The sequence below is a fragment of the Aquitalea sp. genome (assembly GCF_030150775.1).
Classification (GTDB): domain Bacteria; phylum Pseudomonadota; class Gammaproteobacteria; order Burkholderiales; family Chromobacteriaceae; genus Aquitalea; species Aquitalea denitrificans.
The window spans coordinates 45,872-66,879 of record NZ_JASLFG010000057.1 but is presented as its reverse complement, the minus strand read 5'-3'; the positions used below and the strand labels follow the sequence as shown (position 1 = coordinate 66,879).

At 60.2% G+C, this 21,008-nt stretch carries 19 protein-coding genes and 1 riboswitch; of the genes, 13 read left to right on the top strand and 6 right to left on the bottom strand.

The window, feature by feature from the left end:
* Positions 1-21: 21 nt before the first annotated feature.
* Together QVF59_RS19385 and thiC are read right to left on the bottom strand one after the other, a co-directional pair.
* Positions 22-474, bottom strand: coding sequence for a GNAT family N-acetyltransferase (locus tag QVF59_RS19385; protein ID WP_287882012.1), 453 nt, complete (start codon positions 472-474; stop codon positions 22-24).
* 358 nt (positions 475-832) lie between these two features.
* Positions 833-2,743: a phosphomethylpyrimidine synthase ThiC gene (thiC, locus tag QVF59_RS19380; RefSeq protein ID WP_287882010.1), complete on the bottom strand. Its 1,911-nt coding sequence runs from the start codon at positions 2,741-2,743 to the stop codon at positions 833-835.
* A 72-nt stretch (positions 2,744-2,815) separates the two neighbouring features.
* A riboswitch (TPP riboswitch) is annotated at positions 2,816-2,963 on the bottom strand.
* A 118-nt stretch (positions 2,964-3,081) separates the two neighbouring features.
* Here thiC and QVF59_RS19375 point away from each other — a divergent pair.
* From QVF59_RS19375 to QVF59_RS19360, 4 genes are all read left to right on the top strand, one after another.
* The gene (locus QVF59_RS19375) at positions 3,082-3,741 is read left to right on the top strand and encodes a protein-L-isoaspartate O-methyltransferase family protein (RefSeq protein WP_287882008.1); all 660 of its coding nucleotides are present in this window, start codon (positions 3,082-3,084) and stop codon (positions 3,739-3,741) included.
* On the top strand, positions 3,741-4,067 hold the full coding sequence (locus QVF59_RS19370; protein ID WP_287882007.1) for a rhodanese-like domain-containing protein: 327 nt from the start codon (positions 3,741-3,743) through the stop codon (positions 4,065-4,067). Before QVF59_RS19375 ends, QVF59_RS19370 begins: the two co-directional genes overlap by 1 nt.
* A 128-nt stretch (positions 4,068-4,195) precedes the next feature.
* Positions 4,196-4,924 (top strand): uracil-DNA glycosylase, encoded by a 729-nt coding sequence (ung, locus tag QVF59_RS19365; RefSeq protein WP_287882005.1) that lies wholly within the window; start codon positions 4,196-4,198, stop codon positions 4,922-4,924.
* 113 nt (positions 4,925-5,037) lie between these two features.
* Entirely contained in the window at positions 5,038-6,357 is a 1,320-nt protein-coding gene (locus QVF59_RS19360; protein WP_287882003.1) for a hemolysin family protein, read from the top strand.
* Between the two features lie 35 nt (positions 6,358-6,392).
* Here QVF59_RS19360 and QVF59_RS19355 read toward each other — a convergent pair whose 3' ends face one another.
* Positions 6,393-7,619 carry a cation:proton antiporter domain-containing protein gene (locus tag QVF59_RS19355; RefSeq protein ID WP_287882001.1) on the bottom strand — a complete coding sequence of 409 codons (1,227 nt, stop codon included), beginning with the start codon at positions 7,617-7,619 and terminating at the stop codon, positions 6,393-6,395.
* 387 nt (positions 7,620-8,006) lie between these two features.
* On the opposite strand from QVF59_RS19355, the gene QVF59_RS19350 reads away from it, so the two are divergent.
* Positions 8,007-8,687 (top strand): hypothetical protein, encoded by a 681-nt coding sequence (locus QVF59_RS19350; protein ID WP_287881999.1) that lies wholly within the window; start codon positions 8,007-8,009, stop codon positions 8,685-8,687.
* A 15-nt stretch (positions 8,688-8,702) separates the two neighbouring features.
* Here the strand turns inward: QVF59_RS19350 and QVF59_RS19345 are convergent, their stop codons facing one another.
* The 3 genes from QVF59_RS19345 to QVF59_RS19335 form a co-directional block, all read right to left on the bottom strand.
* Positions 8,703-9,209 (bottom strand): GNAT family N-acetyltransferase, encoded by a 507-nt coding sequence (locus QVF59_RS19345; RefSeq protein WP_287881998.1) that lies wholly within the window; start codon positions 9,207-9,209, stop codon positions 8,703-8,705.
* Positions 9,210-9,371: 162 nt separating this feature from the next.
* A complete protein-coding gene (locus QVF59_RS19340; protein ID WP_287881996.1) occupies positions 9,372-10,349 on the bottom strand; it encodes an NAD-dependent epimerase in 978 nt (325 codons plus the stop codon).
* A complete protein-coding gene (locus QVF59_RS19335; protein ID WP_287881994.1) occupies positions 10,346-11,104 on the bottom strand; it encodes a glycosyltransferase family 2 protein in 759 nt (252 codons plus the stop codon). Before QVF59_RS19335 ends, QVF59_RS19340 begins: the two co-directional genes overlap by 4 nt.
* Before the next feature lie 507 nt (positions 11,105-11,611).
* On the opposite strand from QVF59_RS19335, the gene waaC reads away from it, so the two are divergent.
* The 8 genes from waaC (at position 11,612) to QVF59_RS19295 (ending at position 20,959) form a co-directional block, all read left to right on the top strand.
* Entirely contained in the window at positions 11,612-12,571 is a 960-nt protein-coding gene (gene waaC, locus QVF59_RS19330; RefSeq protein ID WP_287882183.1) for a lipopolysaccharide heptosyltransferase I, read from the top strand.
* On the top strand, positions 12,568-13,824 hold the full coding sequence (waaA, locus tag QVF59_RS19325) for a lipid IV(A) 3-deoxy-D-manno-octulosonic acid transferase (RefSeq protein ID WP_287881992.1): 1,257 nt from the start codon (positions 12,568-12,570) through the stop codon (positions 13,822-13,824). The genes waaC and waaA overlap by 4 nt, the downstream gene beginning before the upstream one ends.
* 124 nt (positions 13,825-13,948) lie before the next feature.
* The gene (locus tag QVF59_RS19320) at positions 13,949-14,590 is read left to right on the top strand and encodes a TetR/AcrR family transcriptional regulator (RefSeq protein WP_287881991.1); all 642 of its coding nucleotides are present in this window, start codon (positions 13,949-13,951) and stop codon (positions 14,588-14,590) included.
* Positions 14,590-15,567 (top strand): secretion protein HlyD, encoded by a 978-nt coding sequence (hlyD, locus tag QVF59_RS19315; RefSeq protein WP_287881989.1) that lies wholly within the window; start codon positions 14,590-14,592, stop codon positions 15,565-15,567. The genes QVF59_RS19320 and hlyD overlap by 1 nt, the downstream gene beginning before the upstream one ends.
* The gene (locus tag QVF59_RS19310; protein WP_287881987.1) at positions 15,564-17,327 is read left to right on the top strand and encodes an ATP-binding cassette domain-containing protein; all 1,764 of its coding nucleotides are present in this window, start codon (positions 15,564-15,566) and stop codon (positions 17,325-17,327) included. Before hlyD ends, QVF59_RS19310 begins: the two co-directional genes overlap by 4 nt.
* Positions 17,324-18,448, top strand: coding sequence for an ABC transporter permease (locus tag QVF59_RS19305; RefSeq protein ID WP_287881985.1), 1,125 nt, complete (start codon positions 17,324-17,326; stop codon positions 18,446-18,448). The genes QVF59_RS19310 and QVF59_RS19305 overlap by 4 nt, the downstream gene beginning before the upstream one ends.
* 1 nt (position 18,449) lies before the next feature.
* Positions 18,450-19,547, top strand: a complete 1,098-nt coding sequence (locus tag QVF59_RS19300; protein WP_159880511.1) for an ABC transporter permease — start codon at positions 18,450-18,452, stop codon at positions 19,545-19,547.
* Positions 19,547-20,959 (top strand): efflux transporter outer membrane subunit, encoded by a 1,413-nt coding sequence (locus tag QVF59_RS19295; protein ID WP_287881983.1) that lies wholly within the window; start codon positions 19,547-19,549, stop codon positions 20,957-20,959. Before QVF59_RS19300 ends, QVF59_RS19295 begins: the two co-directional genes overlap by 1 nt.
* Positions 20,960-21,008: the final 49 nt, after the last annotated feature.

Below are 21,008 nucleotides of genomic sequence, written 5' to 3'. Positions count from 1 at the left end.
ACAACACCCTGTCCACGCCACTTAACCCACCTGCTTGCGGTACTGGATAAAACCCAGGTTGTCAGCCAGCCTGTCATACAGCTGACGGGCCGTGGCATTGCTTTCATGGGTGAGCCAGTACACCCGGCTGCAGCCGGCATCTGCCGCATAGGCATACACCTGCTCGATCAGCGCCCGTCCGGCCCCCGTGCCGCGCACATCAGGCTGTACATACAAATCCTGCAGATAACAGTAATTGCCCGGCGTCCAGCTACTGCGATGCAATACCGTATGCACCAGGCCCACCGCGCGCTCGCCCTGCCAGGCCAGCCAGGCCTGCATCGGCTCGGCCGCATCGAGAAAGCGCTGCCAGGTAATGGCGGTATCTGCTTTGCTCTGGCTGCTGTGATAGAAATCCAGATAGCCCTGCCACAAGGGCAGCCAGGCAGCAAAATCGTCGGCGGCAAGCGGGCGGATGAATATGGCTTGGGTCATGGCACTCTCCTGTGGATAAGCGTCCATGCTGCACGGCTTATGGCTCTACGGGCAGAGCCAGTGAACACAATAGGGATGGAACCACTTTGCCAAGTGGCAAGCTGCTTATCCACAGCAAGATGCAGAGCTGTCATTTATCCACAGTCAGCCTTAATTCATCAAGACATTGAAATTAAAAGGATCTGATTCTGCACGTCAGCAAGTCCAGCAATTCCGACTCTTTCTTGCAATGCAGATTGAACACCAGCAGCAGGCTGCGCGCATCGCCGATGGTTGTGGATAAAACCCGGACACAAAAAACGGCAGCCGCAGCTGCCGTTTTTTCCAGACCTGTGGATAAGTCAGGTGATGAACAAGATCAGATCTTGTCGTACAGCTTGGCCCCACCCTTCACAAACTCCACCGACTTCACTTCCATGCCCTTCCGCAGCGCAGCTTCATCGCTGATGCCCTGCTGGGCGGCGAATTCGCGCACGTCCTGGGTAATCTTCATCGAGCAGAAATGCGGGCCGCACATGGAACAGAAGTGCGCCACCTTGGCGCTGTCCTTGGGCAGGGTTTCGTCGTGGAAGCTGCGCGCCTTGTCCGGGTCCAGGCCCAGATTGAACTGGTCTTCCCAGCGGAATTCGAAACGTGCCTTGGACAGGGCGTTATCGCGAATCTGCGCGCCGGGGTGGCCCTTGGCCAGGTCGGCGGCGTGGGCGGCCAGCTTGTAGGTGATGATGCCTTCCTTGACGTCATCCTTGTTGGGCAGGCCCAGGTGTTCCTTCTGGGTGACGTAGCACAGCATGGCAGTGCCATACCAGCCGATCTGCGCCGCGCCGATGGCGGAAGTGATGTGGTCGTAACCCGGAGCGATGTCGGTGGTCAGCGGGCCCAGGGTGTAGAACGGCGCTTCGTGGCACCACTCCAGTTCCTTGTCCATGTTTTCCTTGATCAGCTGCATCGGCACATGGCCGGGGCCTTCGATCATCACCTGCACATCGTGTTTCCAGGCAATCTGCGTCAGCTCGCCCAGGGTTTTCAGTTCACCCAGCTGCGCCGCATCGTTGGCATCCCACACACTGCCCGGACGCAGGCCGTCGCCCAGGCTGAAGGCCACGTCGTAGGCCTTCATGATTTCGCAAATCTCTTCGAAATGCGTGTACAGGAAGTTTTCCTGATGATGCGCCAGACACCACTTGGCCATGATGGAACCACCGCGCGACACGATGCCGGTCATGCGGTTGGCAGTCAGCGGCACATAACGCAGCAGCACACCGGCGTGGATGGTGAAGTAGTCCACGCCCTGCTCGGCCTGCTCGATCAGCGTGTCCTTGAAGATTTCCCAGGTGAGGTCCTCGGCCTTGCCGTTGACCTTTTCCAGCGCCTGGTAGATGGGCACGGTGCCGATGGGTACCGGCGAATTGCGCAGAATCCACTCGCGGGTTTCGTGGATATTCTTGCCGGTGGACAAGTCCATGATGGTGTCGGCACCCCAGCGGATGCCCCAGGTCATCTTGTCCACTTCTTCGGAAATCGACGACGTTACTGCACTATTGCCGATATTTCCGTTGATCTTCACCAGAAAATTACGGCCAATGATCATCGGCTCGGATTCCGGGTGGTTGATGTTGTTGGGGATGATGGCGCGGCCGGAAGCCACTTCCTGGCGCACGAATTCCGGGGTGATTTCCTCCGGCAGTGCAGCGCCATAGCTGTGACCGGCATGCTGACGCGTCATCAATTCCAGCAGCTTGGCGTTCTTGCCACCCGCCGCTTGCAGGCTCTCGATATAGGCCTTGCGGTTCAGGCTTTCGCGGATGGCAACGTATTCCATCTCCGCGGTGATAATGCCCTGGCGCGCATAGTGCATCTGGCTGACATTCTTGCCCGGCAAAGCACGACGCGGCTTGCGCGTCAGGTTGAAGCGCAGGTCGTCCAGCTTGCTGTCGGCCTCGCGGGCACGGCCATATTCACTGGACAGGCCAGCCAGCTGCTCGGTGTCGCCACGTTCGGCAATCCAGGCGGCACGCAATGCGGGCAGGCCGCTCTGGATGTCTATCTTGGCGGCCGGGTCGGAATAAATGCCGCTGGTGTCATACACATAGATGGGCGGGTTTTGCTCGCCGCCAAACTGGGTGGGGGTGTCGCTCTGGCTGATTTCGCGCATCGGCACGCGGATGTCGGCACGGCTGCCTTCAACATAAATCTTGCGGGAGTTGGGCAAGGGCTGGATGGCGGCCGAATCGACCGTCATGGCTGCATTGAGTTTGGTGGGCGCGTTCATCGGGTTTCCTCCATGCGATGAAACGGCGCAAGGAGCGAAATCCGGCAAGCCGGCTGCAGGGAAAAGGTGGGAACCATGCAGATGACGCTTCCCTACGCCGGGATTAACCGGGTCAGGTTCCAAGGGTATTTCTCACCCGTGCAACATGAAGCGGCAACATTCCACAATCAGACTGGATATGGACACCACAACACAGCGCACAGGACCCCTAGCGATGCTGTGAAGGTAAGGTAAATGTGGGATAATCGCAAGTTATCGTCATGACATGCTGTCCGGGCGGCCGGTTTTTCGGGATACCGATTGACTGCTGCTGGCAGCCAGCCCTTCGGAGTAAGCTGATGGATTTTGAAAATGCCCGTTTCAACATGGTCGAGCAGCAGATTCGTCCGTGGGACGTACTTGACCCCAAGATTCTGGACCTGCTGTTTCACGTGAAACGCGAAGATTTCGTCGCTGCCGACAAGCGCCAGCTGGCTTTTGTCGACACCGAACTGCCGTTGCCAAACGGCGGCAAGATGCTGCAACCGAAGCTGGAAGCGCGTCTGGCACAGGATGTTGCCGTACAGCCGCAGGACAAGGTACTGGAAGTTGGCACCGGCGCAGGCTACCTGACCGCGCTGCTGGCCAAGCTGGGCCGCCACGTATATAGCGTTGAGATTAATGCCGCCACCCGCGAAGCAGCTGCAGCCAGCCTGAAAAAAGCCGGCATCGGCAATGTCACCCTGGTGGAAGGCAATGGCCTGGATGGCCTGAAGGAGCAAGCCCCGTTCGACGTGATCGTAGTAGGCGGTTCGCTGCCGGTGGTGCCGGAAACCCTGAAAGCCCAGCTAGCTGTAGGTGGCCGCATGATTGTGGTGGTGGGTGACCTGCCGGCCATGAGCTGCAAGCTGATCAAGCGTGTCAGCGAAAGCGCCTTCAGCGAAACCAATCTGTTCGAAACCTGTATTTCCCGTCTGGCCAAGGCTGAAGCCATCGAGCCGGAACGTTTCGTATTCTGATGATCCGGGAAATTACTGCCCGCGACCTGGCCGCTTGGCGCGCCGACAGCACGGCAGCACAGCCGCTGTTGCTGGACGTGCGCGAGGACTGGGAAGTGCAGCTGGCCAGCATTGCCGGTTCGCTGCATATCCCGATGAACCTGATTCCGCTGCGCATGAGCGAACTGCCGGATGACAAGACCATCGTCACTGTCTGCCATCATGGCGTGCGCAGTTATCAGGTAGGCCTGTATCTGGCCAATGCCGGTTTCGAACAGGTACTGAGCCTGCAAGGTGGCGTGGAAGCCTGGGCCAATGATGTTGACCCGGGCATGGCACATTACTGAGCCGGACAGCCCGCTACTGATCGCAGCACAAGCAAGCCATTCCTGCCAGCGGGAATGGCTTTTGTTTTGGAACCGTCCCCCGTTTTCCCCATCCAAACCGGCAATCAATCGACAAAATGGAATCCGTTTTGAGTCAGCAATCCCTCCCCTACCTCGCCCCGGCCCTGGCCCCGGTACACCCGGCCTGGGAAGCTGTCCTGCATGCCCCGGACATCTTTGCCCGCCTGCGCCAGATCGACCAGCAACTGCAGCAGCAAGCCAGCCAGGGCAAAACGCTGTTTCCCCCGCAGCCGCTCATTTTCAACAGCCTGCGTACCATGGCCCCGGCCGACATCAAGGTGGTGATCCTGGGGCAGGACCCTTACCACGGCGCAGGAGAAGCCATGGGCTTGTCCTTTTCGGTTCCGCCCGGCGTACGTATCCCGCCCAGCCTGCGCAATATTTACAAGGAACTGGTGGCAGACCTGGGTGGCGGCATGCCGGCCAGTGGCGACCTGACACACTGGGCCGAACAAGGCGTGCTGTTGCTCAACAGCGTGCTGACCGTGGAAATGGACAAGGCAGGCAGCCATGGCAAGCTGGGCTGGCAAGCGGTTACCGACGCACTGATTGATGCAGTCAACCAGCACAACCCCGGCTGTGTATTCTTGCTATGGGGCAACTGGGCGCAGACCAAGGCCGAGCGTATTGATACCAGTCGCCACTTGGTGCTGACAGCGGCCCATCCCTCCCCGCTGTCGGCCAGCCGCGGCTTTCACGGCTGTCGTCATTTCTCGCAGGTGAATGCCTGGCTGGCCGCTCATGGCCGCGACACCATCCGCTGGATGCCTGCCAGCAGCCAGAACAGCCTGTTCTGATACGGAGTTGCCGCAGGGTTGCCCAGCGCAGCCCTGTAGCGCAAAACCCGGCTTTTCAGCCCGCCGGCATTGCCCTAAGCTAGCAAGGGTCATCTTCCTCCCCGCCGCCCATCGTGGATATTTTCTTTCTGTTTGTACTGATCGTACTCAATGGTGCCTTTGCCATGTCCGAAATTGCCATTGTTTCTTCACGCAAGATCCGTCTGCAGCAATGGGCAGAAGAAGGCCGCCGCGGGGCTCGCTCGGCACTGCGCCTGGCAGAGGAACCCACCCGTTTCCTATCAACGGTGCAGATCGGCATCACCAGCATCAGTATTTTCTCCGGCGTGTATGGTGAAGCTGCCCTGTCCGAACATTTGCAGGACTGGCTGGAACTGAACCTGCCGCAGCTGCATGCCTATAACAAGCCGCTGTCGGTGGCACTGATGGTGGCCGCCATCACCGCCTTGTCGCTGGTGTTTGGCGAGCTGGTGCCCAAGCGGCTGGCCATGCTGAACCCGGAAGGCATCGCCAGTACCCTGGCCCCGCCCATGCTGTTGCTCTCGCGCCTGGCTGCCCCGCTGGTACGGCTGTTGTCGCGGCTGACCGACACCCTGCTGCGGCTGATCGGTGCGCGCAAAAGCAATGAACCGTCCATTACCGAAGAAGAAATCCGGGTACTGATGGAACAGGGTGCCGACGAAGGCATTTTCGACCGCGCCGAACAGGAACTGGTGGAAAACATCTTCCGGCTGGACGATCGCAAGGTGGCCGCAGTGATGACGCCGCGCAAGGATATTGTTTCCATTGATATCGAAGACCAGCAGCACGATAACCGCCAGTTGCTGATTTCGCACGGTTACAGCCATTTCCCGGTGTGCAAGGGCGGGATGGAACATGTGCTGGGCATTTTGGACACCAAACGCATGCTGGACCGGGTGCTGGCCGGGCAAAGCGTGGATTTCATTGCCGACCTGCAAATTCCGCTGTACGTCCCGGCCACGGTATCGCTGATGCAGCTGATGGAGCAGTTCCGTCAGGCACACACCCATCTGGCGCTGGTGGTGGACGAATACGGCGAGCTGGAAGGCCTGGTAACCATGAACGACGTGCTGGAAACCGTGGTGGGCGACCTGCCCTCCATCCACGCTAACGGCGAGGACGACGACATCGTGCAGCGCGAGGACGGCAGCTATCTGGTGGACGGCATGGTGACGCCGGACGACTTCCGCCAGCATTTCGATGTCGAGCAGTCGCTGCCGGGCGAGGACACCGGCAACATCCACACCCTGGGCGGCGTGATGATGTTCCAGCTGGGGCGGGTGCCGGCGGTGACCGACCGTTTCGACTGGCAGGGCTTCAGCTTCGAAGTGGTGGACATGGACCGCACACGGGTGGACAAGATCCTGATCAGCCGCCTGCCATCCAGTTTGCTGGAGCAAAACGACAGCTGAGTGTTACTCCATATGCATGCATGAAAAAGCCGCCATCAGGCGGCTTTTCCGTTACTGGCCAGTGCCGGCTGACGCTTGCGGTAGCGCTCGGTCCACAAGAACAGCAAGGGGTTGAGCAGGATGGACAGAATGGCCCCGGCCAGAATCAGCGAATGGCTGTGCTCGCCCATCAGCCCCAGCGCAATGCCCAGCCCGGCCAGAATGAAGGAAAACTCGCCAATCTGCGCCAGGCTGGCGGCAATGGTCAGCGCCGTGGCCGGGCTACGGCCAAACAGCCGGACGATGCCATAGGCTCCCAGCGACTTGCCCACCACGATGATCAGCAAAGTACCCAGCACTTCCCAGAAGTTATGCAGCAAAACCGAGGGATTGAGCAACATGCCCACCGAGACAAAAAACAGTACCGAGAAAGCATCGCGCAGCGGTAGTGATTCTTCCGCAGCCCGGTGGCTGAGCGGTGACTCGGCCAGCACCATGCCGGCAAAGAAGGCACCCAGCGCAAACGACACATCAAACAGCAAGGACGCGCCATAAGCCACCCCCAGCGCAGTGGACAACACAGCCAGGCGAAACAGCTCACGACTGCCGGTGTAGACAATGCGCTCCAGCATCCACGGCAAAAAACGTCGGCCAAACACCAGCATCAGCGCCACAAAGGCCGCCACCTTGCCCAGCGTCAGTACAATGGTCCACAGCACGGCGCTGCCGCTGATCACCGTATCCGCTCCCTTACCGCCCAGCACTCCGGCAAAGATGGGCAGCAACACCAGTGTCAGCACCATCACCAGATCCTCCACCACCAGCCAGCCGATGGCGATCTTGCCGTCATCAGTCTGCTCCAGATTTTTTTCCTGCAAGGCCTTGAGCAGCACCACGGTACTGGCGGTGGACAAGGCCAGGCCAAACACTACGCCCTCACCCAGCGGCCAGCCCAACAGCTGCGACATGCCCAGCCCCAGCACGGTGGCCAGCAGAATCTGCCCGATGGCTCCGGGCAGGGCGATGGTTTTCACTGCCAGCAGGTCTCTTACCGAAAAATGCAATCCCACACCGAACATCAGCAAAATCACACCCATCTCCGCCAATTGTGGTGCGATCTGGCTATCTGCAGTAAAACCTGGTGTAAAAGGCCCAGCCACGATGCCGGCACACAGATAGCCGATCAGCGGTGGCAGACGCAGACGGAAAGCCAGCGTACCCAGCATGAAGGCAAACACCAGGCTGCCGACAATGGTGGCAATCAGCGGGGAATGGTGAAGCATGGCGCAGCCCTCCGAAACAGTTTCAATACATGACAGATTGCATGAAAGTGAATGTAGTTCCGTTTAATATCAAAAATTATTTAAATTAAAACAATTAATCTAAATAGCATATAAATTAATGTGGCAAGCAGTATGATAATTTGCGATTTAACATCATAGATTCATCAACTTACTGCCTGCTTAATCACAGCATCACGACAACATCACGCAGAAATGTTTGCGTAACAAAAAAATATCCCGTCCAGAGATGGCTGGTACGGAACAGGCCAGTCCAACTCTCATGCCTGCCCGTGGCCGCAATCGCGGTTTTCAGCCAGCAGCTGGCGGCGTATGCTCTGCCAGCACCCAGGCAGTCAGCTGCCATTTTTTCCCGCCACCGGAGCCTCCATGCGCTGTCTTGCCGTCTTTCCGCTACTGACTGTCCTGCTGACCAGCCTGCCCCTTCATGCTGAAGAACCGGTACATAGCCTGACGCTCAGCCTGGCTGGCAACCTGTACCAGACCGCAGCTGGCAGCGGTGCCAAACTGCAACCCAGCATGGACCTGCGGCATGACACCGCCTATGGCAGCCTGTTTGTGCAACAGGGCGAAGCCGGCATTGGTCTGCCCGCCCCCGGCGGCTGGATGACGTTGGCAGCCGCCAATGAAAGCCAGTGGGAGCTGGGTGCCAACTCCAGCCACTGGATGGGCGTGCTGCGTTATGGCGTGGATCTGCCGCAGGGCGGCTCGTTATCCATCGGCTATGCCGACCGGCTGGGTTCTGCCAGCCCGGGCAGCCTGTTGATCATGAATCTGGATCTCACCCTGGGCCACTGGCGCAATCAGCGGCTCAGTCTGCTGGGCTGGGCCAGCCTGGCCGATTCACAACGCGCTGCCAGCCTGGGACATCAGGCAGATGGCAGTGGCCGCCATCTGGAACAAAGCAATCTGCTGCTGATGCTGAATCATCCCTTCGATCCGCGCTGGTCGATGGATATCGGTGCCGGTTCGCGCTGGATGGCCGATTCAGCCAGGCAGCACAGCGCTGGCTGGCAAGCTGTGCTCAGCCTCAACTGCAAGCTGTACTGACGCCGCTTACCCCCATTAAAGCCGTCTGCCACAGACGGTGGTTTGGCGTGATCCGCTCCAGCGGTGAGCCGGATCATCATAACTGCCCAGTTCGGCAAAACCTGCCTTGCGCATCATTCCAGCCGAACCGGTATTCTGCTGATGCCTATCCGCACAGATCCAGCCACAGCCCTGCGCCCGCAGGGCATCACACACTGCCAGCAACAGGCGGCTGCCCAGTCCCAAGCCTGCACTATCGCGACTGACCACGGCCTCAATCAGAAATCCGGCCCTGTCGGCAGCCACATCGGCCGGACGGTAGGCCGGATAGCGGTCGCTGACGGCAAACAGCATGATGCCCAACAAGCGGCCTTCCTGCTCCGCCAGCAGACCTTGCACAGTGCCGGCTGCCAGCTGCTGCAGGGTCAGATCCACCCCGTCCGCAGGCAGGTAATTCCAGTCATTCGGACCGTGCTCCAGAATCAGCTGTTGCAGTGCCGCGCAATCCGCCGCCGTGGCAAAACGCATGTCGATGGCTGTCATTTCAGCTCGCTTCCTTCTCTTGCTAGCCTGCCAAGCAGGGTCAAACTGTCCCTCCACACGCCGTAAAGGCCAGTCAGGGCATTTTTCCGGCTTCTGGCACGCTGGGGCATGGCCAGGCCGGGAAAATGCCGCAGCGGCCCGCCATGGGCGATTAAATGGCACTCAGCACTGGTGATAAGCACGATACCAGTCAACAAACGCCTGCATGCCTGTGGTTAGCGGCGTATCCGGTGAAAAACCCACGGCAGCGCGCAAACGACTGGTATCGGCATAGGTGATGGGCACATCACCATCCTGCATCGGGTAGTACTCCTTCACCGCCTCACGCCCGCAAGCGCTTTCTATGCTGTGGATAAAATCCAGCAAAGCCACCGGATTATGATTGCCGATATTGAACAACGCATACGGTGGCTGGCCGTTTGCGGCGGATGGCAGATGCTGCATCACCCGTACCACGCCCTCCACGATATCGTCGATAAAAGTGAAATCGCGCTGCATCTGGCCATGGTTGAACACCTTGATCGGCTTGCCCTGCAATATCGCCTCGGTAAACAGCCAGGGTGCCATGTCCGGCCTTCCCCACGGACCGTATACGGTGAAAAAGCGCAGCCCGGTGCATGGCAAGCCATACAGGTGGGCATAGCTGTGCGCCATCACTTCGTTGGCTTTCTTGGTGGCGGCATAGAAGCTGACCGGCGCATCCACCCTGTCGTCTTCGGCAAACGGCACCTTGGCATTCTGGCCGTACACGCTGCTGGAACTGGCATAGAGCAGATGTTTTACCTGGTATCGACGACATGCTTCCAGCACATTGGTCATGCCGACCAGATTGCTTTGGGCATACACATGCGGATTATCGATGGAATAGCGCACACCAGCCTGCGCAGCCAGGTGAATCACGTAATCGAAGCCTTGTACCGCACACAGCGCGTTCAGCGCATCCCAGTCTGCCAGGTCCAGTTGCACGAAACGAAAGCCGTCACGGCCCTCCAGCGTGGCAAGACGGGCCTGTTTCAGGCTCACCGGGTAATAGCTGTTGAGATTATCCACACCAATCACATTGCAATCACCAGCCTGCAGCAGACGTTCACATACCGCCCGGCCAATGAAACCGGCAGCGCCGGTTACCAGTATGTTCATGATTTCTTTTCCAGCCTGTGCAGCTCGTTGAGCTTGGCGTATTTGATATAGCTGTTGAAGCAACCGATGCTGATGTGGACAAGCCCGGGCAAACCATCCAGAAAACCACGGCGTAACAGGTAAAACTTGGCAAAGCGCAGCAATGGACTGGACACCAGCTTGCTCCATCCCGCCTTTTTCCCGCGTTTATACAGTAGCTGCGCCTGCAGGCTGGTATAGCGGTTCTGCTTGTCCAGGTATAACGCGATGTCTTCGCCGGACTCATGCATCAGATCGCCAGTTAGCTTTTCCACAGGGCTTTCGGTCTGCACATACTCGTGAACCAGATCGTCCGACCAGCGTGCATGGCGTCGGTCAAACAGCCGCAGGCTCCAGTCCGGGTAGCCTTCGCCATGTTTCAGAAAACGACCCATAAAACGGTTACTGCGGGCAAACCGGTAAGCACGGGCTTGTGGATTGTTCAGTATCTGCTTGATTTGCAATACCAATTCTTCCGATGGCCATTCGTCTGCATCCAGACATAGCACCCAGTCATGACTGGCTGCCTGAACGGCAAACTGCTTTTGTGGACCGAATCCTAGCCAGCTCTGGTGGATAACTTTCGCCTTATAGGCAGAAGCTATGGCAACCGTATTGTCTGTACTACCCGAATCCACCACCACGATTTCTTCTGCCCACTGAATGCTTGCCAAGGTTTTTTCCAGCTGTAAGGCCGCATTTTTGGTGATGAGCACAACGCTGAGTGGTTCTCGCATCTTTTCTTGTTATTCCCATATGTATATAGAAGAAACTAGTAGAAGGCAGTCCAAATCTGTGGATAAGTGTCTTTTTACTTGTTTATTCAATAATTTAAGAGATATCAAAACATGTTGAGCAGCCTGCTTCCTGCATGCTGAGCATTTGTGGATAACTTTAGCCTTTCTGGCTGGACCTGGTTTATCCACATGCTGTCAGTGACTTGAACACGCCTGCCTGTTAGTGGCCATTTTTGTGCAGTTACCTTGTTTATCTTAAACTGAATTTTATTATGAAGAGACTAATGAGAGCCGTGGTTTTCTGTTGATAACCATAAAAAACACATGCGTGATCAGTAACTTGCCCTGTTGATGGCACTGGGATTAATCCGGTGGCGGACAGGCTGGCAGATTGTGGATAAATATGGCCGGAATTATACACAGCTGCTTATCCACATCTGTTGCGCACGGAATTTACCTGGTTAACCACAGCGGCTTCAGTGCAGCTCGGTTACAATGCGCGCCATGATGAACGTACTGATTGTGCGTACCTCGTCGATGGGCGACCTTATCCACACCTGGCCAGCCATCACCGAGCTCAAGACGCACTACCCCAATCTCAGGATCAGCTGGCTGGCCGAAGAAAATTTCGCCGACATTCCCCGTTTACACCCGGCGGTGGATGACGTGATTCCTTTGGCATGGCGACGCTGGCGCAAAAAGCTGCTGTCACCAGCCTGTTGGGCTGAAATGAAAGCCGTGCGCCAGAAGCTGCGCGCCACGCAATGGGATCTGGTGGTGGATTGTCAGGGGTTGCTGAAAAGTGCAGTGCCAGCCAAGTTCAGCGGTGCGCCGCTTACCGGCTATGACCGCCACAGCATTCGCGAACCGCTGGCCTGCCTGCTGTATGACAAGACCCACCGGGTGGACTGGTCGCTGTCGGCAGTGGAACGCTGCCGCTTGTTGCTGGCCAAGGTATTCGGTTACCAACCGCAGGGCAGCCCATGTTTTGGCGTACCTGCGGCAGCCCGACCGGACTGGTTGCCGCAAGGCGAATACGCCGTGCTGCTGCATGCCACCAGCCGTGCCTCCAAGGAATGGCCGGAACAACACTGGATTGCGCTGGGTGAACAGCTTGCTGCACAACATGGTCTGCAACTGATTATTCCCTGGGGCAATGCTGCCGAACAGCAGCGCGCTGAGCGACTGGCCGCTGCCATGCCGCAGGCCATGGTGGCACCACGCATGAATCTGGTAGAGGCTTGCGGATTACTGGGCCATGCCCGCGCCGTCATCGGCGTGGATACCGGTCTGTGCCATCTGGCCAATGCCCTGAATGTGCCGCTGGTGGCCATCTACACCGATACCGACCCCAGCAAGACCGGCGTGGTGGAAACCCCCTGGGCCACCAATCTGGGCAATATCGGCCAGTGCCCGACGGTGGATGCGGTGTATCAGGCCTTGCTGGCGCGCAAGGACATGCAATGAACTGGCGGCGCGGCCTGTACTCGCTGCTGTGGTGGGCTGCCACGCCCCTGATTCGCCGTTATCTGAAAAAACGCGCGCGCAAGGCCCCGGCCTATCTGCAGCATTGGGACGAGCGATTCGGCCAAGCACGCCAGCCGCGTGCCACCGGCGCGATCTGGATTCATGCGGTATCGGTGGGTGAAACCCGCGCCGCCCTGCCGCTGATTCAGGCCATTCGCCAGCGTTGGCCGGATGCGCCGCTGCTACTCACCCAGATGACCCCCACCGGGCGGGAAACCGCCTGCCAGCTCTACCCGGATGCCGAAGTGCGTTATCTGCCCTACGACTATCCCGGTGCGGTGCGGGATTTTCTGGCCGTGTGGCAGCCGCGCTTTGGCGTGCTGATGGAAACCGAGCTCTGGCCCAATCTGCTGCATGCGGCACGCCAGCAAGGCGTACCGGTTTTTCTGGCCAATGCCCGGCTGTCGGAAAAATCGCTGCGCGGCTATTGCCGCATTCAGGGGCTGATTGGCCCGGCCTTGCGTAATTTGACTGCTATTGCTGCACAAAGCCAGCAAGATGCCGAACGTTTACAGCAATTGGCTGTGTGTTCACCGGTAGTGTGTGGCAATACCAAGTACGATTTCACCCCGCCAGCCGCCATGGCTGCACTGGCGACGCAGTTTCGCCAGCGCATTGGCAGCCGTCCGGTATTCATTTGCGCCAGCACGCGCGATGGCGAGGAACAGCTGATCCTGCAGGCCTGGCAACAGGCCGAAGTCGGCAATACCCTGCTGCTGCTGGTGCCGCGTCATCCGGAACGCTTCGACAGTGTGGCCGCGCTGGCGCAGGACATGGGTTTTGCCGTGCAGCGTCGTAGCGACCAGCAAACCGTGGCTGCATCAAGCAGGGTGTGGCTGGGCGACAGCATGGGCGAGCTGTTTGCCTATTACGGCTGTGCCGATGTGGCTTTTGTCGGCGGCAGCCTGTTGCCGCTGGGTGGGCAGAACCTGATCGAGCCGGCCAGCCTCGGCCTGCCGGTCTTGTTTGGCCCGTCCATGTTCAATTTTGCCCAGGCCAGTGAATTGGCGCTGCAGGCAGGCGCTGCCTTGCAAGTGGCGGATGCCGCCGCGCTGGTGCAGCAGGCACTTGAGCTGTTGCAGGACGATGCCCGTCGTCAGCAGATGCACAGCGCCGCGCTGGCGTTTACGGCAGCGCATCGTGGTGCCAGCCAGCGTATTGTCCAGTTACTGCAGGCGCATCTGCCTGACTGATGCAGTGGGCCGGCTGCGGCCTGCTGTTGCCTGCCCGCCACGCCTGACCGGCCATTTCCTGTCTTGCATCAATTATTCCAATATCTTGCTTTGCCATTTTTATACACATGTATAAATTAGCAGCATGAAGCGCGAAACCAATCCTCACCCCACCCGCGTCCTGTTGCTGGAACATGGCTTGCAGCACTTGCGCCAGCATGGCCTGCGCCAGTTGACCGTACGGGGTATTTGCCAGCAGGCCGAGGTGAATCCCGGTGGTTTTGTCTACCACTTTGGCAACCGCCAACAATTTGTCAGCATGCTGCTGGAGCTGTGGTATGCGCCGCTATACCGGCAATTGCAGGACAGCCTGCAGCAGCAGGGTGAGCCGCTGGACCGTCTGTCGGCCATGCTGCTGCAGCTGGTGGCTTTTGCCAAAGCCGAGGGCGGGGTGATCAGCCAGTTGCTGCTGGATGCCGGCTCGGGCGAGGTGGTCGCGGTGGAATTCATCCGCAATCTGGCGCCGCGTCATCCGCAGTTGTTATTGCAATGCCTGAGCGAGGCGCAACAGGCCGGCCAGCTGTGTCAGGCTCCGCCCTTGCATCAACTGATGTATTTGATGTCGGCACTGGGCTTCCCGGTGCTATTGCAGCAATTGAGCAGTGGCAAGCACATTCTGCCCACGCTGCTGGAGCAGGGTTTGGCCAGCTATGCGCTGGAACCGGAACATTTGCAGCAAAGATTGCACTGGGCGCTCAAGGGCCTCAGTGCCAGGGAGCTGGCGTAATGAACAAGAAACGCATGGTGGCGGGGCTGCTGGTGTTGGGGCTGCTGGCCGCAGGTATCTGGTACGGGCAACAAGACAAGGGCGCAGATGCGCTGGTGCTGTCCGGCAATGTGGATATCCGCGAGGTGAATTTGTCCTTCCGCGTGGGTGGCCGCCTGCAGCAAGTGCTGGTGGACGAAGGCGCAACGGTGAAGGCCGGGCAGGTACTGGCCCGGCTGGACGACGCACCGCAACGCAATACCCTGGCCGATGCCGAAGCGGCACTCTCAGCACTCAAGGCCCGGCAATCGCTGATGCACCAGGGGTATCGGGCGGAAGATGTGGCACAGGCCCGCGCCACGCTGGATGCCCGCCAGGCGGTGCTGACCGATGCCAATGCTGCCTGGCAGCGGCAACAGGAACTGGCCGGCAGCGGTGCCGCGGCCGTGAAGGCGCTGGATGCCGCCCGCTCTGCCCGTGAGCAGGCGCAAGCGCAGTATCAGGCCGCACAGCAGCAATACCAGGCACTGAGCAAGGGCTACCGGCCGCAGGAAGTGGCCGAAGTGGACGCCAATGTGAAACGGGCCGAAGCCCAGCTGGCCAGTGCCCGGCTGCAACTGGCCGATACCGTGCTGAGCGCACCGTCGGACGGCATCATCCTCACCCGGGTGCTGGAGCCGGGCAGCATGCTGGCAGCCGGTGCCAGCACCTTGACCCTGTCGCTCACCCGGCCGGTGTGGGTGCGTGCCTATGTGGCTGAAACCCAGCTGGGCCAGACCCAGCCGGGGCGCAAGGTATGGGTTTATCGCGACGGGCGCAGCCAGCCCTATGCCGCCGTAGTGGGCTTTGTCTCGCCCACGGCGGAATTCACTCCCAAGAATGTGGAAACCGCCGACCTGCGCACCGCCCAGGTTTACCGTTTGCGCGTGATCGTCTCCCAGCCGGATGCCGCCTTGCGTCAGGGCATGCCGGTGACGGTGAAGCTGGCGCAGCCATGAACCAGGCCACGAGCACGCCTGCGGACGACATCGCCATCCGCCTGCGCGGTCTGAGCCATGCCTTTGCCGGTCGCCCGGCCCTGCATGCGCTGGATGCCGACATCCGCCGCGGCGTCATCACCGGGCTGGTGGGGCCGGATGGTGCTGGCAAGACCACCCTGCTGCGGCTGATGGCCGGCCTCCTCAAGCCTGATAGCGGTAGCTTGCAGGTGGAAGGGCTGGACCCGGTAACGGCGGGTGACGCATTGCGCCTGCAACTGGGCTATATGCCGCAAAAATTCGGCCTGTACGAAGACCTTACCGTGCTGGAAAACCTCACGCTGTATGCCGATTTGCGCGGTGTCACCGGCGCTGAGCGGGAGGAAAGTTTTCAGCGCCTGCTGGCGTTTACCGATCTGGCACGCTTTACCACACGGCTGGCCGGCAAATTGTCCGGCGGCATGAAACAGAAACTGGGCCTGGCCTGCACCCTGCTGGGTTCGCCACGCATCCTGTTGCTGGATGAACCCTGTGTCGGGGTGGACCCCATCTCGCGGCGCGAGTTGTGGCGCATGGTCAGCAGTCTGGCCGATGGCGGCATGGCGGTGCTGTGGAGTACCTCTTATCTGGATGAGGCCGAGCTGTGCGGCGAAGTGTTGCTGATGCACGAAGGCCGCCTGCAATACCGCGGCAGTCCGCAGGCGCTGATGGACAGCATGCAGGGCCGCAGCCTGCTGTTGCAGGGCATTACCGGCAACCGTCGTCAGGTATTGCGCCGCGCACTGCGTTGCCCGCAGGTGATAGACGGTGCGCTGCAAGGCCACGCGGTGCGGCTGGTGTTGCGCATGGCAGGCGAGCTGCCGGATCTTGCCAGTTTGGATGCCGGGCCGGATGCCAGCCTGCAGCCAGTCAAACCACGGCTGGAAGATGCCTTCATCGATTTGCTGGGTGGTGGGCCGGGTGGCGATTCACCGCTGACCGAACATATGCCGCCAGCGCGATTGCCGGATGGGGTGGATGCCGACGCCGTCATCGTGGCGGAACAGCTCACCCGTCGTTTTGGTGATTTTGTCGCCACCGATCATGTGGATTTCCGCATCCGCCGAGGCGAAATCTTCGGCCTGCTCGGCCCCAATGGCGCGGGCAAATCCACCACCTTCAAGATGATGTGCGGCCTGTTGCCGGTAAGCAGTGGCACGGCACGGGTGATGGGGCTGGACCTGAAAAAATCCGCCAGCCAGGCGCGGCAGCAAATTGGCTACATGGCGCAGAAATTTGCCCTGTACAGCAACCTCAGCGTGGCGCAGAACCTGGAATTCTTTTCCGGCATCTACGGCCTGTCCGGTGCGCGCCAGCGGGCGGCGGTGGCTGACATGGTGCGGGTATTTGCCTTGCAGCCTTTCCTCGCCATGAATGCCGGTGAACTGCCGCTGGGCTTCAAGCAGCGGCTGGCGCTGGCCTGCGCGCTGATGCATCAGCCGCCGCTGCTGTTTCTGGATGAACCAACGTCGGGGGTGGACCCGGTCAGCCGCCGCGAATTCTGGAACCATATCAACAGCCTGGTAGACAAGGGCGTCACGGTGATGGTGACCACCCACTTCATGGACGAAGCAGAATATTGCGACCGCATCGGCCTGGTGTACCGCGGCCGCATGATTGCCAGCGGCACGCCGGATGCACTCAAGGCCATGGTGGCCAGCCCGGCCCTGCCCGACCCAGGCATGGAAGACGCCTTCATCGCACTGGTGGAGCGTGACGACCAATTGCAGGAGGCCACATGAGCATCAGCCTGCGCCGCCTTGCTGCGCTGTGCCGCAAGGAAAGCTACCAGATCGTGCGTGACCCCAGCAGCATCCTGATTGCCTTCGTACTGCCGGTGTTGCTGCTGTTCATCTACGGCTATGGCATCAATCTGGATGCCAACCGGGTGCGTCTGGGCATCGTGCAGCAGGATGGCGGCGCAGAAGCCAGCCGCCTGGTGCAAACGCTGCAAGCCTCGCCCTATATCGCCGCCAGCTTGTCCACTTCCGAGTCCGCCATGCGTCAGCAATTGCAGGCGGGCGAGGTGCGCGGGGTGGTGATCCTACGCAGCGATTTTTCCGCCAGGGTCAGGCAGGGTCAGGGCACCGCCGCCATCCAGCTGCTGACCGACGGGGCCGAACCCAATACCGCCAATTTTGTTGCCAGCTATGTGCAAGGGGTATTCCAGCTGTGGCTGAACCAGCGCCAGAGCGGCCCGCCGGCTGCCGCTACGCTGACCGTGCAGCCGCGTTACTGGTTCAACCCCACCACGGTGAGCCGCAATTATCTGGTGCCCGGCTCCATCTCGGTCATCATGACCATCATCGGCGCGCTGCTCACCTCGCTGGTGGTGGCACGCGAGTGGGAGCGCGGCACCATGGAGGCACTGCTATCCACACCGGTCACCCGCAGCGAATTGCTGCTGTCCAAAATCATCCCTTACTACCTGCTGGGCATGGCTGCCATGGGCATGTGTGTGCTGGTGGCTACCCTGGTGATGGGTGTGCCGCTGCGCGGTTCGCTGTGGGTGCTGTTTGTGGTCACCAGCCTGTTTCTGGGCAGTGCACTGGGCTTGGGCCTGTTGCTGTCCACCACCACGCGCAACCAGTTCATTGCCGCCCAGTTTGCGCTGACCGCGGCCTTCCTGCCCGCCATCATGCTGTCCGGTTTCGTGTTTGAAATCCGCAGCATGCCGCTGGCGGTACAGGCGGTGACTTACCTGATTCCGGCGCGCTATTTTGTCAGCGCCTTGCAGACACTGTTCCAGGCTGGTGAAATCTGGCCGGTCTTGCTGATCAACCTGCTGTTTCTGCTGCTGTCCGCCGCCTTCTGGCTGGGCCTGACTGCCTGGCGGACACCGCGCCGACTGGATGGCAACTGAGATGTGGCAACGTCTGCTCACCCTCATCCGCAAGGAAATGCAGGCGCTGCTGCGCACCCCGCAAAGCCGCCGCCTGCTGATCGCCCCGGTGCTGCTGCAACTGCTGCTGTTTCCGTTTGCCGCAACGCTGGAAGTGAAAAACAGCACGCTGGCTGTATTCAATCAGGATGGCGGCGCTGCTTCCATCGAGCTGGTGCAACGTTTGGCTGCCACCCAGGCTTTTCCACAAGTGCTGATGCTGCACAGCCAGCAAGACATGCAGCAGGTGATAGACCGGCAACAGGCCTTGCTGGCCATCAGCCTGCCGCAGGATTTCTCGCGCCGCCTGGCCAGCGGCCAGGGCGTGACGGCGCAGGCCATCATCGATGGCCGACGCAGCAACAGCGCACAGATTGCCTATGGCTACGCCCTGCAAGTGGTGCAGCAGTATGCCGCCGAGCGCAGCCGGCAAGCCGCACCGGCGCGGCTGCTGGTGCAAAACCTGTACAACCCCAATCTGGAATACCGCTGGTTCGTGCTGCCAAGTCTGGTGGCCATCATCACCACCATCGGCTGCCTGATGGTGACCGCGCTGTCGCTGGCACGCGAGCGCGAGGAAGGCACCTTCGAGCAACTGCTGGTGTCGCCGCTGACCCCGGCCTACATCATGGCCGGCAAGGCGCTGCCCGGCATGCTGGTGGCGCTGGTGCAAGGCTGCATCATTGCCGCTGCCGCGGTATGGGTTTACCAGGTGCCGTTCAGCGGCACGGTGTGGTTGCTGCTGGTTTCCATGCTGTGTTACGGGCTGTCGCTGGTGGGTTTCGGCCTGCTGATTTCCGCCCTCAGCAGCAATCAGCAGCAGGCATTTCTCGGCTCGTTTGCCTTCATGTCGCCAGCGGTGATTTTGTCCGGCTACATGGCCCCGGTGGAAAACATGCCCTTGCCGCTGCGCATGGTCAGCGCGGTGGACCCGCTCAGCCACTTCATCGTCATCGTCAAGGGCATCTTCCTGAAGGGTTATGGCCTGGCCGAGGCCTGGCCACACCTGTGGCCGCTGCTGGCCATTGCCGCCGGCACCTTGTTGCTGGCTTACCGGATGTTCCTGCAGAGGAGTCACTGATGTCACACCGTATCCTCTTTCCTTTGCTCTTCCCCTTGCTGGCGCTCACCGCCTGCGCTGTCGGCCCGGATTACCACGCGCCGCAAACCACGCTGCCGGCGCACTACCAGCATCAGGCCGGCAGCAGCCAGCCGCAGTTGCAGCGCTGGTGGACGGTATTTGATGACGCCGCGCTCAGCCAGCTGGTGGAGCAGGCCTTGCAGTCCAGCCCGGATCTGGCCCAGGCCGAGGCCCGTGTGCGCCAGGCACGGGCCAGCCTGGGTGTGGTGGACAGTGCGCTGTGGCCGCAACTGAATGCCGGTGCGCGCAGCGGGCGCGACCAGTTCAGCCGCAATAGCGAAAACTTTGCCAACATCCCGTTTGCCAATCCGCGCACCGGCTTTAACGACCAGCGCCTGCAACTGGATGCCAGCTGGGAAATCGACCTGTTCGGCCATACCGCCCGCAGCCGCGAAGCTGCCAGCGCCCGGCTGGACAGCGTGCAGGAACAGCAGGCCGATGTAGCGCTGCGGGTGGCGGCGGAAGTGGCGCGCAATGTGATTGATTACCGTGGCTGGGTGGCACGCCAGCACAATCTGGAAGCCCAACTGGCGGCAGCGCGGGAAAGCCTGCGCCTCACCGGCTTGCTGCGCCAGACGGGTGAAATTTCCGATAGCGAACTTAACCAGGCGGCCAGCAATGTGGCCAGCCTGCAAGCGGCGCTGCCAGCCCTGCACACCGCCCAAGGTGCTACCGTGGCTGCACTCAGCGTATTGCTGGACCAGACCCAGGCCCAGTTGCTGGCCACGCTGGCAGCGGAACGGCCTGTTCCTGCCACGCTGGCGCAGGCACCGGTGGGCATGCCGGCTGACTTGTTGCGGCGGCGGGCGGATATCCGTCAGGCCGAACGCGAACTGGCGGCGGCGACAGCCGATATCGGCGTGGCAGTGGCCGAGCAATACCCGCGGCTGGTGCTGGTGGGCAGTGGCGGCTGGGATTCCATCCACGAAGGCAATCTCACTGCGGCGGCAAGTCGCTTCTGGAATGTCGGCCCGCAACTGAGCCTGCCCTTGTTTACCGGTGGACGACTGAAAAACCAGGTGACAGCGCGCGAAGCGGCGCGGGATGCGGCTTTGGCGGCTTATCGGCAAAAAGTGCTGGCAGCACTGGCCGATACCGAAACCGCCTTGCTGCGCTACCAGCAAGAGGCACAGCGCCAGCATGCCTTGCAGGCCAATGTGGAACTGGCCGAATTGCAGCTAGGGTTGGCGCGGCAGCGTTTCCGTGTTGGTGAGGTGGCAAAAACCGAGGTATTGGCGCAGCAACAATTGGAAGCGCAGCAGCGTGAAGCCTGGCTGGCATCACGGCAAGCGCAGGCAGAAAACCTGGTGGCCCTGTTCAAGGCACTGGGCGGGGGTATGCAAGGCAAGTAGTGTGGCAAGGAGACGCAATGCAGCAACGGAGATGTTGCGAATGGGTCTC

Excerpts from the sequence above, each read along its gene's own strand:
- QVF59_RS19385 (WP_287882012.1), bottom strand. The coding sequence starts at position 474 with ATGACCCAAGCCATATTCATCCGCCCGCTTGCCGCCGACGATTTTGCT.
- thiC (WP_287882010.1), bottom strand. The coding sequence starts at position 2,743 with ATGAACGCGCCCACCAAACTCAATGCAGCCATGACGGTCGATTCGGCC.
- QVF59_RS19375 (WP_287882008.1), top strand. The coding sequence starts at position 3,082 with ATGGATTTTGAAAATGCCCGTTTCAACATGGTCGAGCAGCAGATTCGT.
- QVF59_RS19370 (WP_287882007.1), top strand. The coding sequence starts at position 3,741 with ATGATCCGGGAAATTACTGCCCGCGACCTGGCCGCTTGGCGCGCCGAC.
- QVF59_RS19355 (WP_287882001.1), bottom strand. The coding sequence starts at position 7,619 with ATGCTTCACCATTCCCCGCTGATTGCCACCATTGTCGGCAGCCTGGTG.
- QVF59_RS19350 (WP_287881999.1), top strand. The coding sequence starts at position 8,007 with ATGCGCTGTCTTGCCGTCTTTCCGCTACTGACTGTCCTGCTGACCAGC.
- QVF59_RS19345 (WP_287881998.1), bottom strand. The coding sequence starts at position 9,209 with ATGACAGCCATCGACATGCGTTTTGCCACGGCGGCGGATTGCGCGGCA.
- QVF59_RS19340 (WP_287881996.1), bottom strand. The coding sequence starts at position 10,349 with ATGAACATACTGGTAACCGGCGCTGCCGGTTTCATTGGCCGGGCGGTA.
- QVF59_RS19335 (WP_287881994.1), bottom strand. The coding sequence starts at position 11,104 with ATGCGAGAACCACTCAGCGTTGTGCTCATCACCAAAAATGCGGCCTTA.
- waaC (WP_287882183.1), top strand. The coding sequence starts at position 11,612 with ATGAACGTACTGATTGTGCGTACCTCGTCGATGGGCGACCTTATCCAC.
- waaA (WP_287881992.1), top strand. The coding sequence starts at position 12,568 with ATGAACTGGCGGCGCGGCCTGTACTCGCTGCTGTGGTGGGCTGCCACG.
- QVF59_RS19320 (WP_287881991.1), top strand. The coding sequence starts at position 13,949 with ATGAAGCGCGAAACCAATCCTCACCCCACCCGCGTCCTGTTGCTGGAA.
- hlyD (WP_287881989.1), top strand. The coding sequence starts at position 14,590 with ATGAACAAGAAACGCATGGTGGCGGGGCTGCTGGTGTTGGGGCTGCTG.
- QVF59_RS19310 (WP_287881987.1), top strand. The coding sequence starts at position 15,564 with ATGAACCAGGCCACGAGCACGCCTGCGGACGACATCGCCATCCGCCTG.
- QVF59_RS19305 (WP_287881985.1), top strand. The coding sequence starts at position 17,324 with ATGAGCATCAGCCTGCGCCGCCTTGCTGCGCTGTGCCGCAAGGAAAGC.
- QVF59_RS19300 (WP_159880511.1), top strand. The coding sequence starts at position 18,450 with ATGTGGCAACGTCTGCTCACCCTCATCCGCAAGGAAATGCAGGCGCTG.
- QVF59_RS19295 (WP_287881983.1), top strand. The coding sequence starts at position 19,547 with ATGTCACACCGTATCCTCTTTCCTTTGCTCTTCCCCTTGCTGGCGCTC.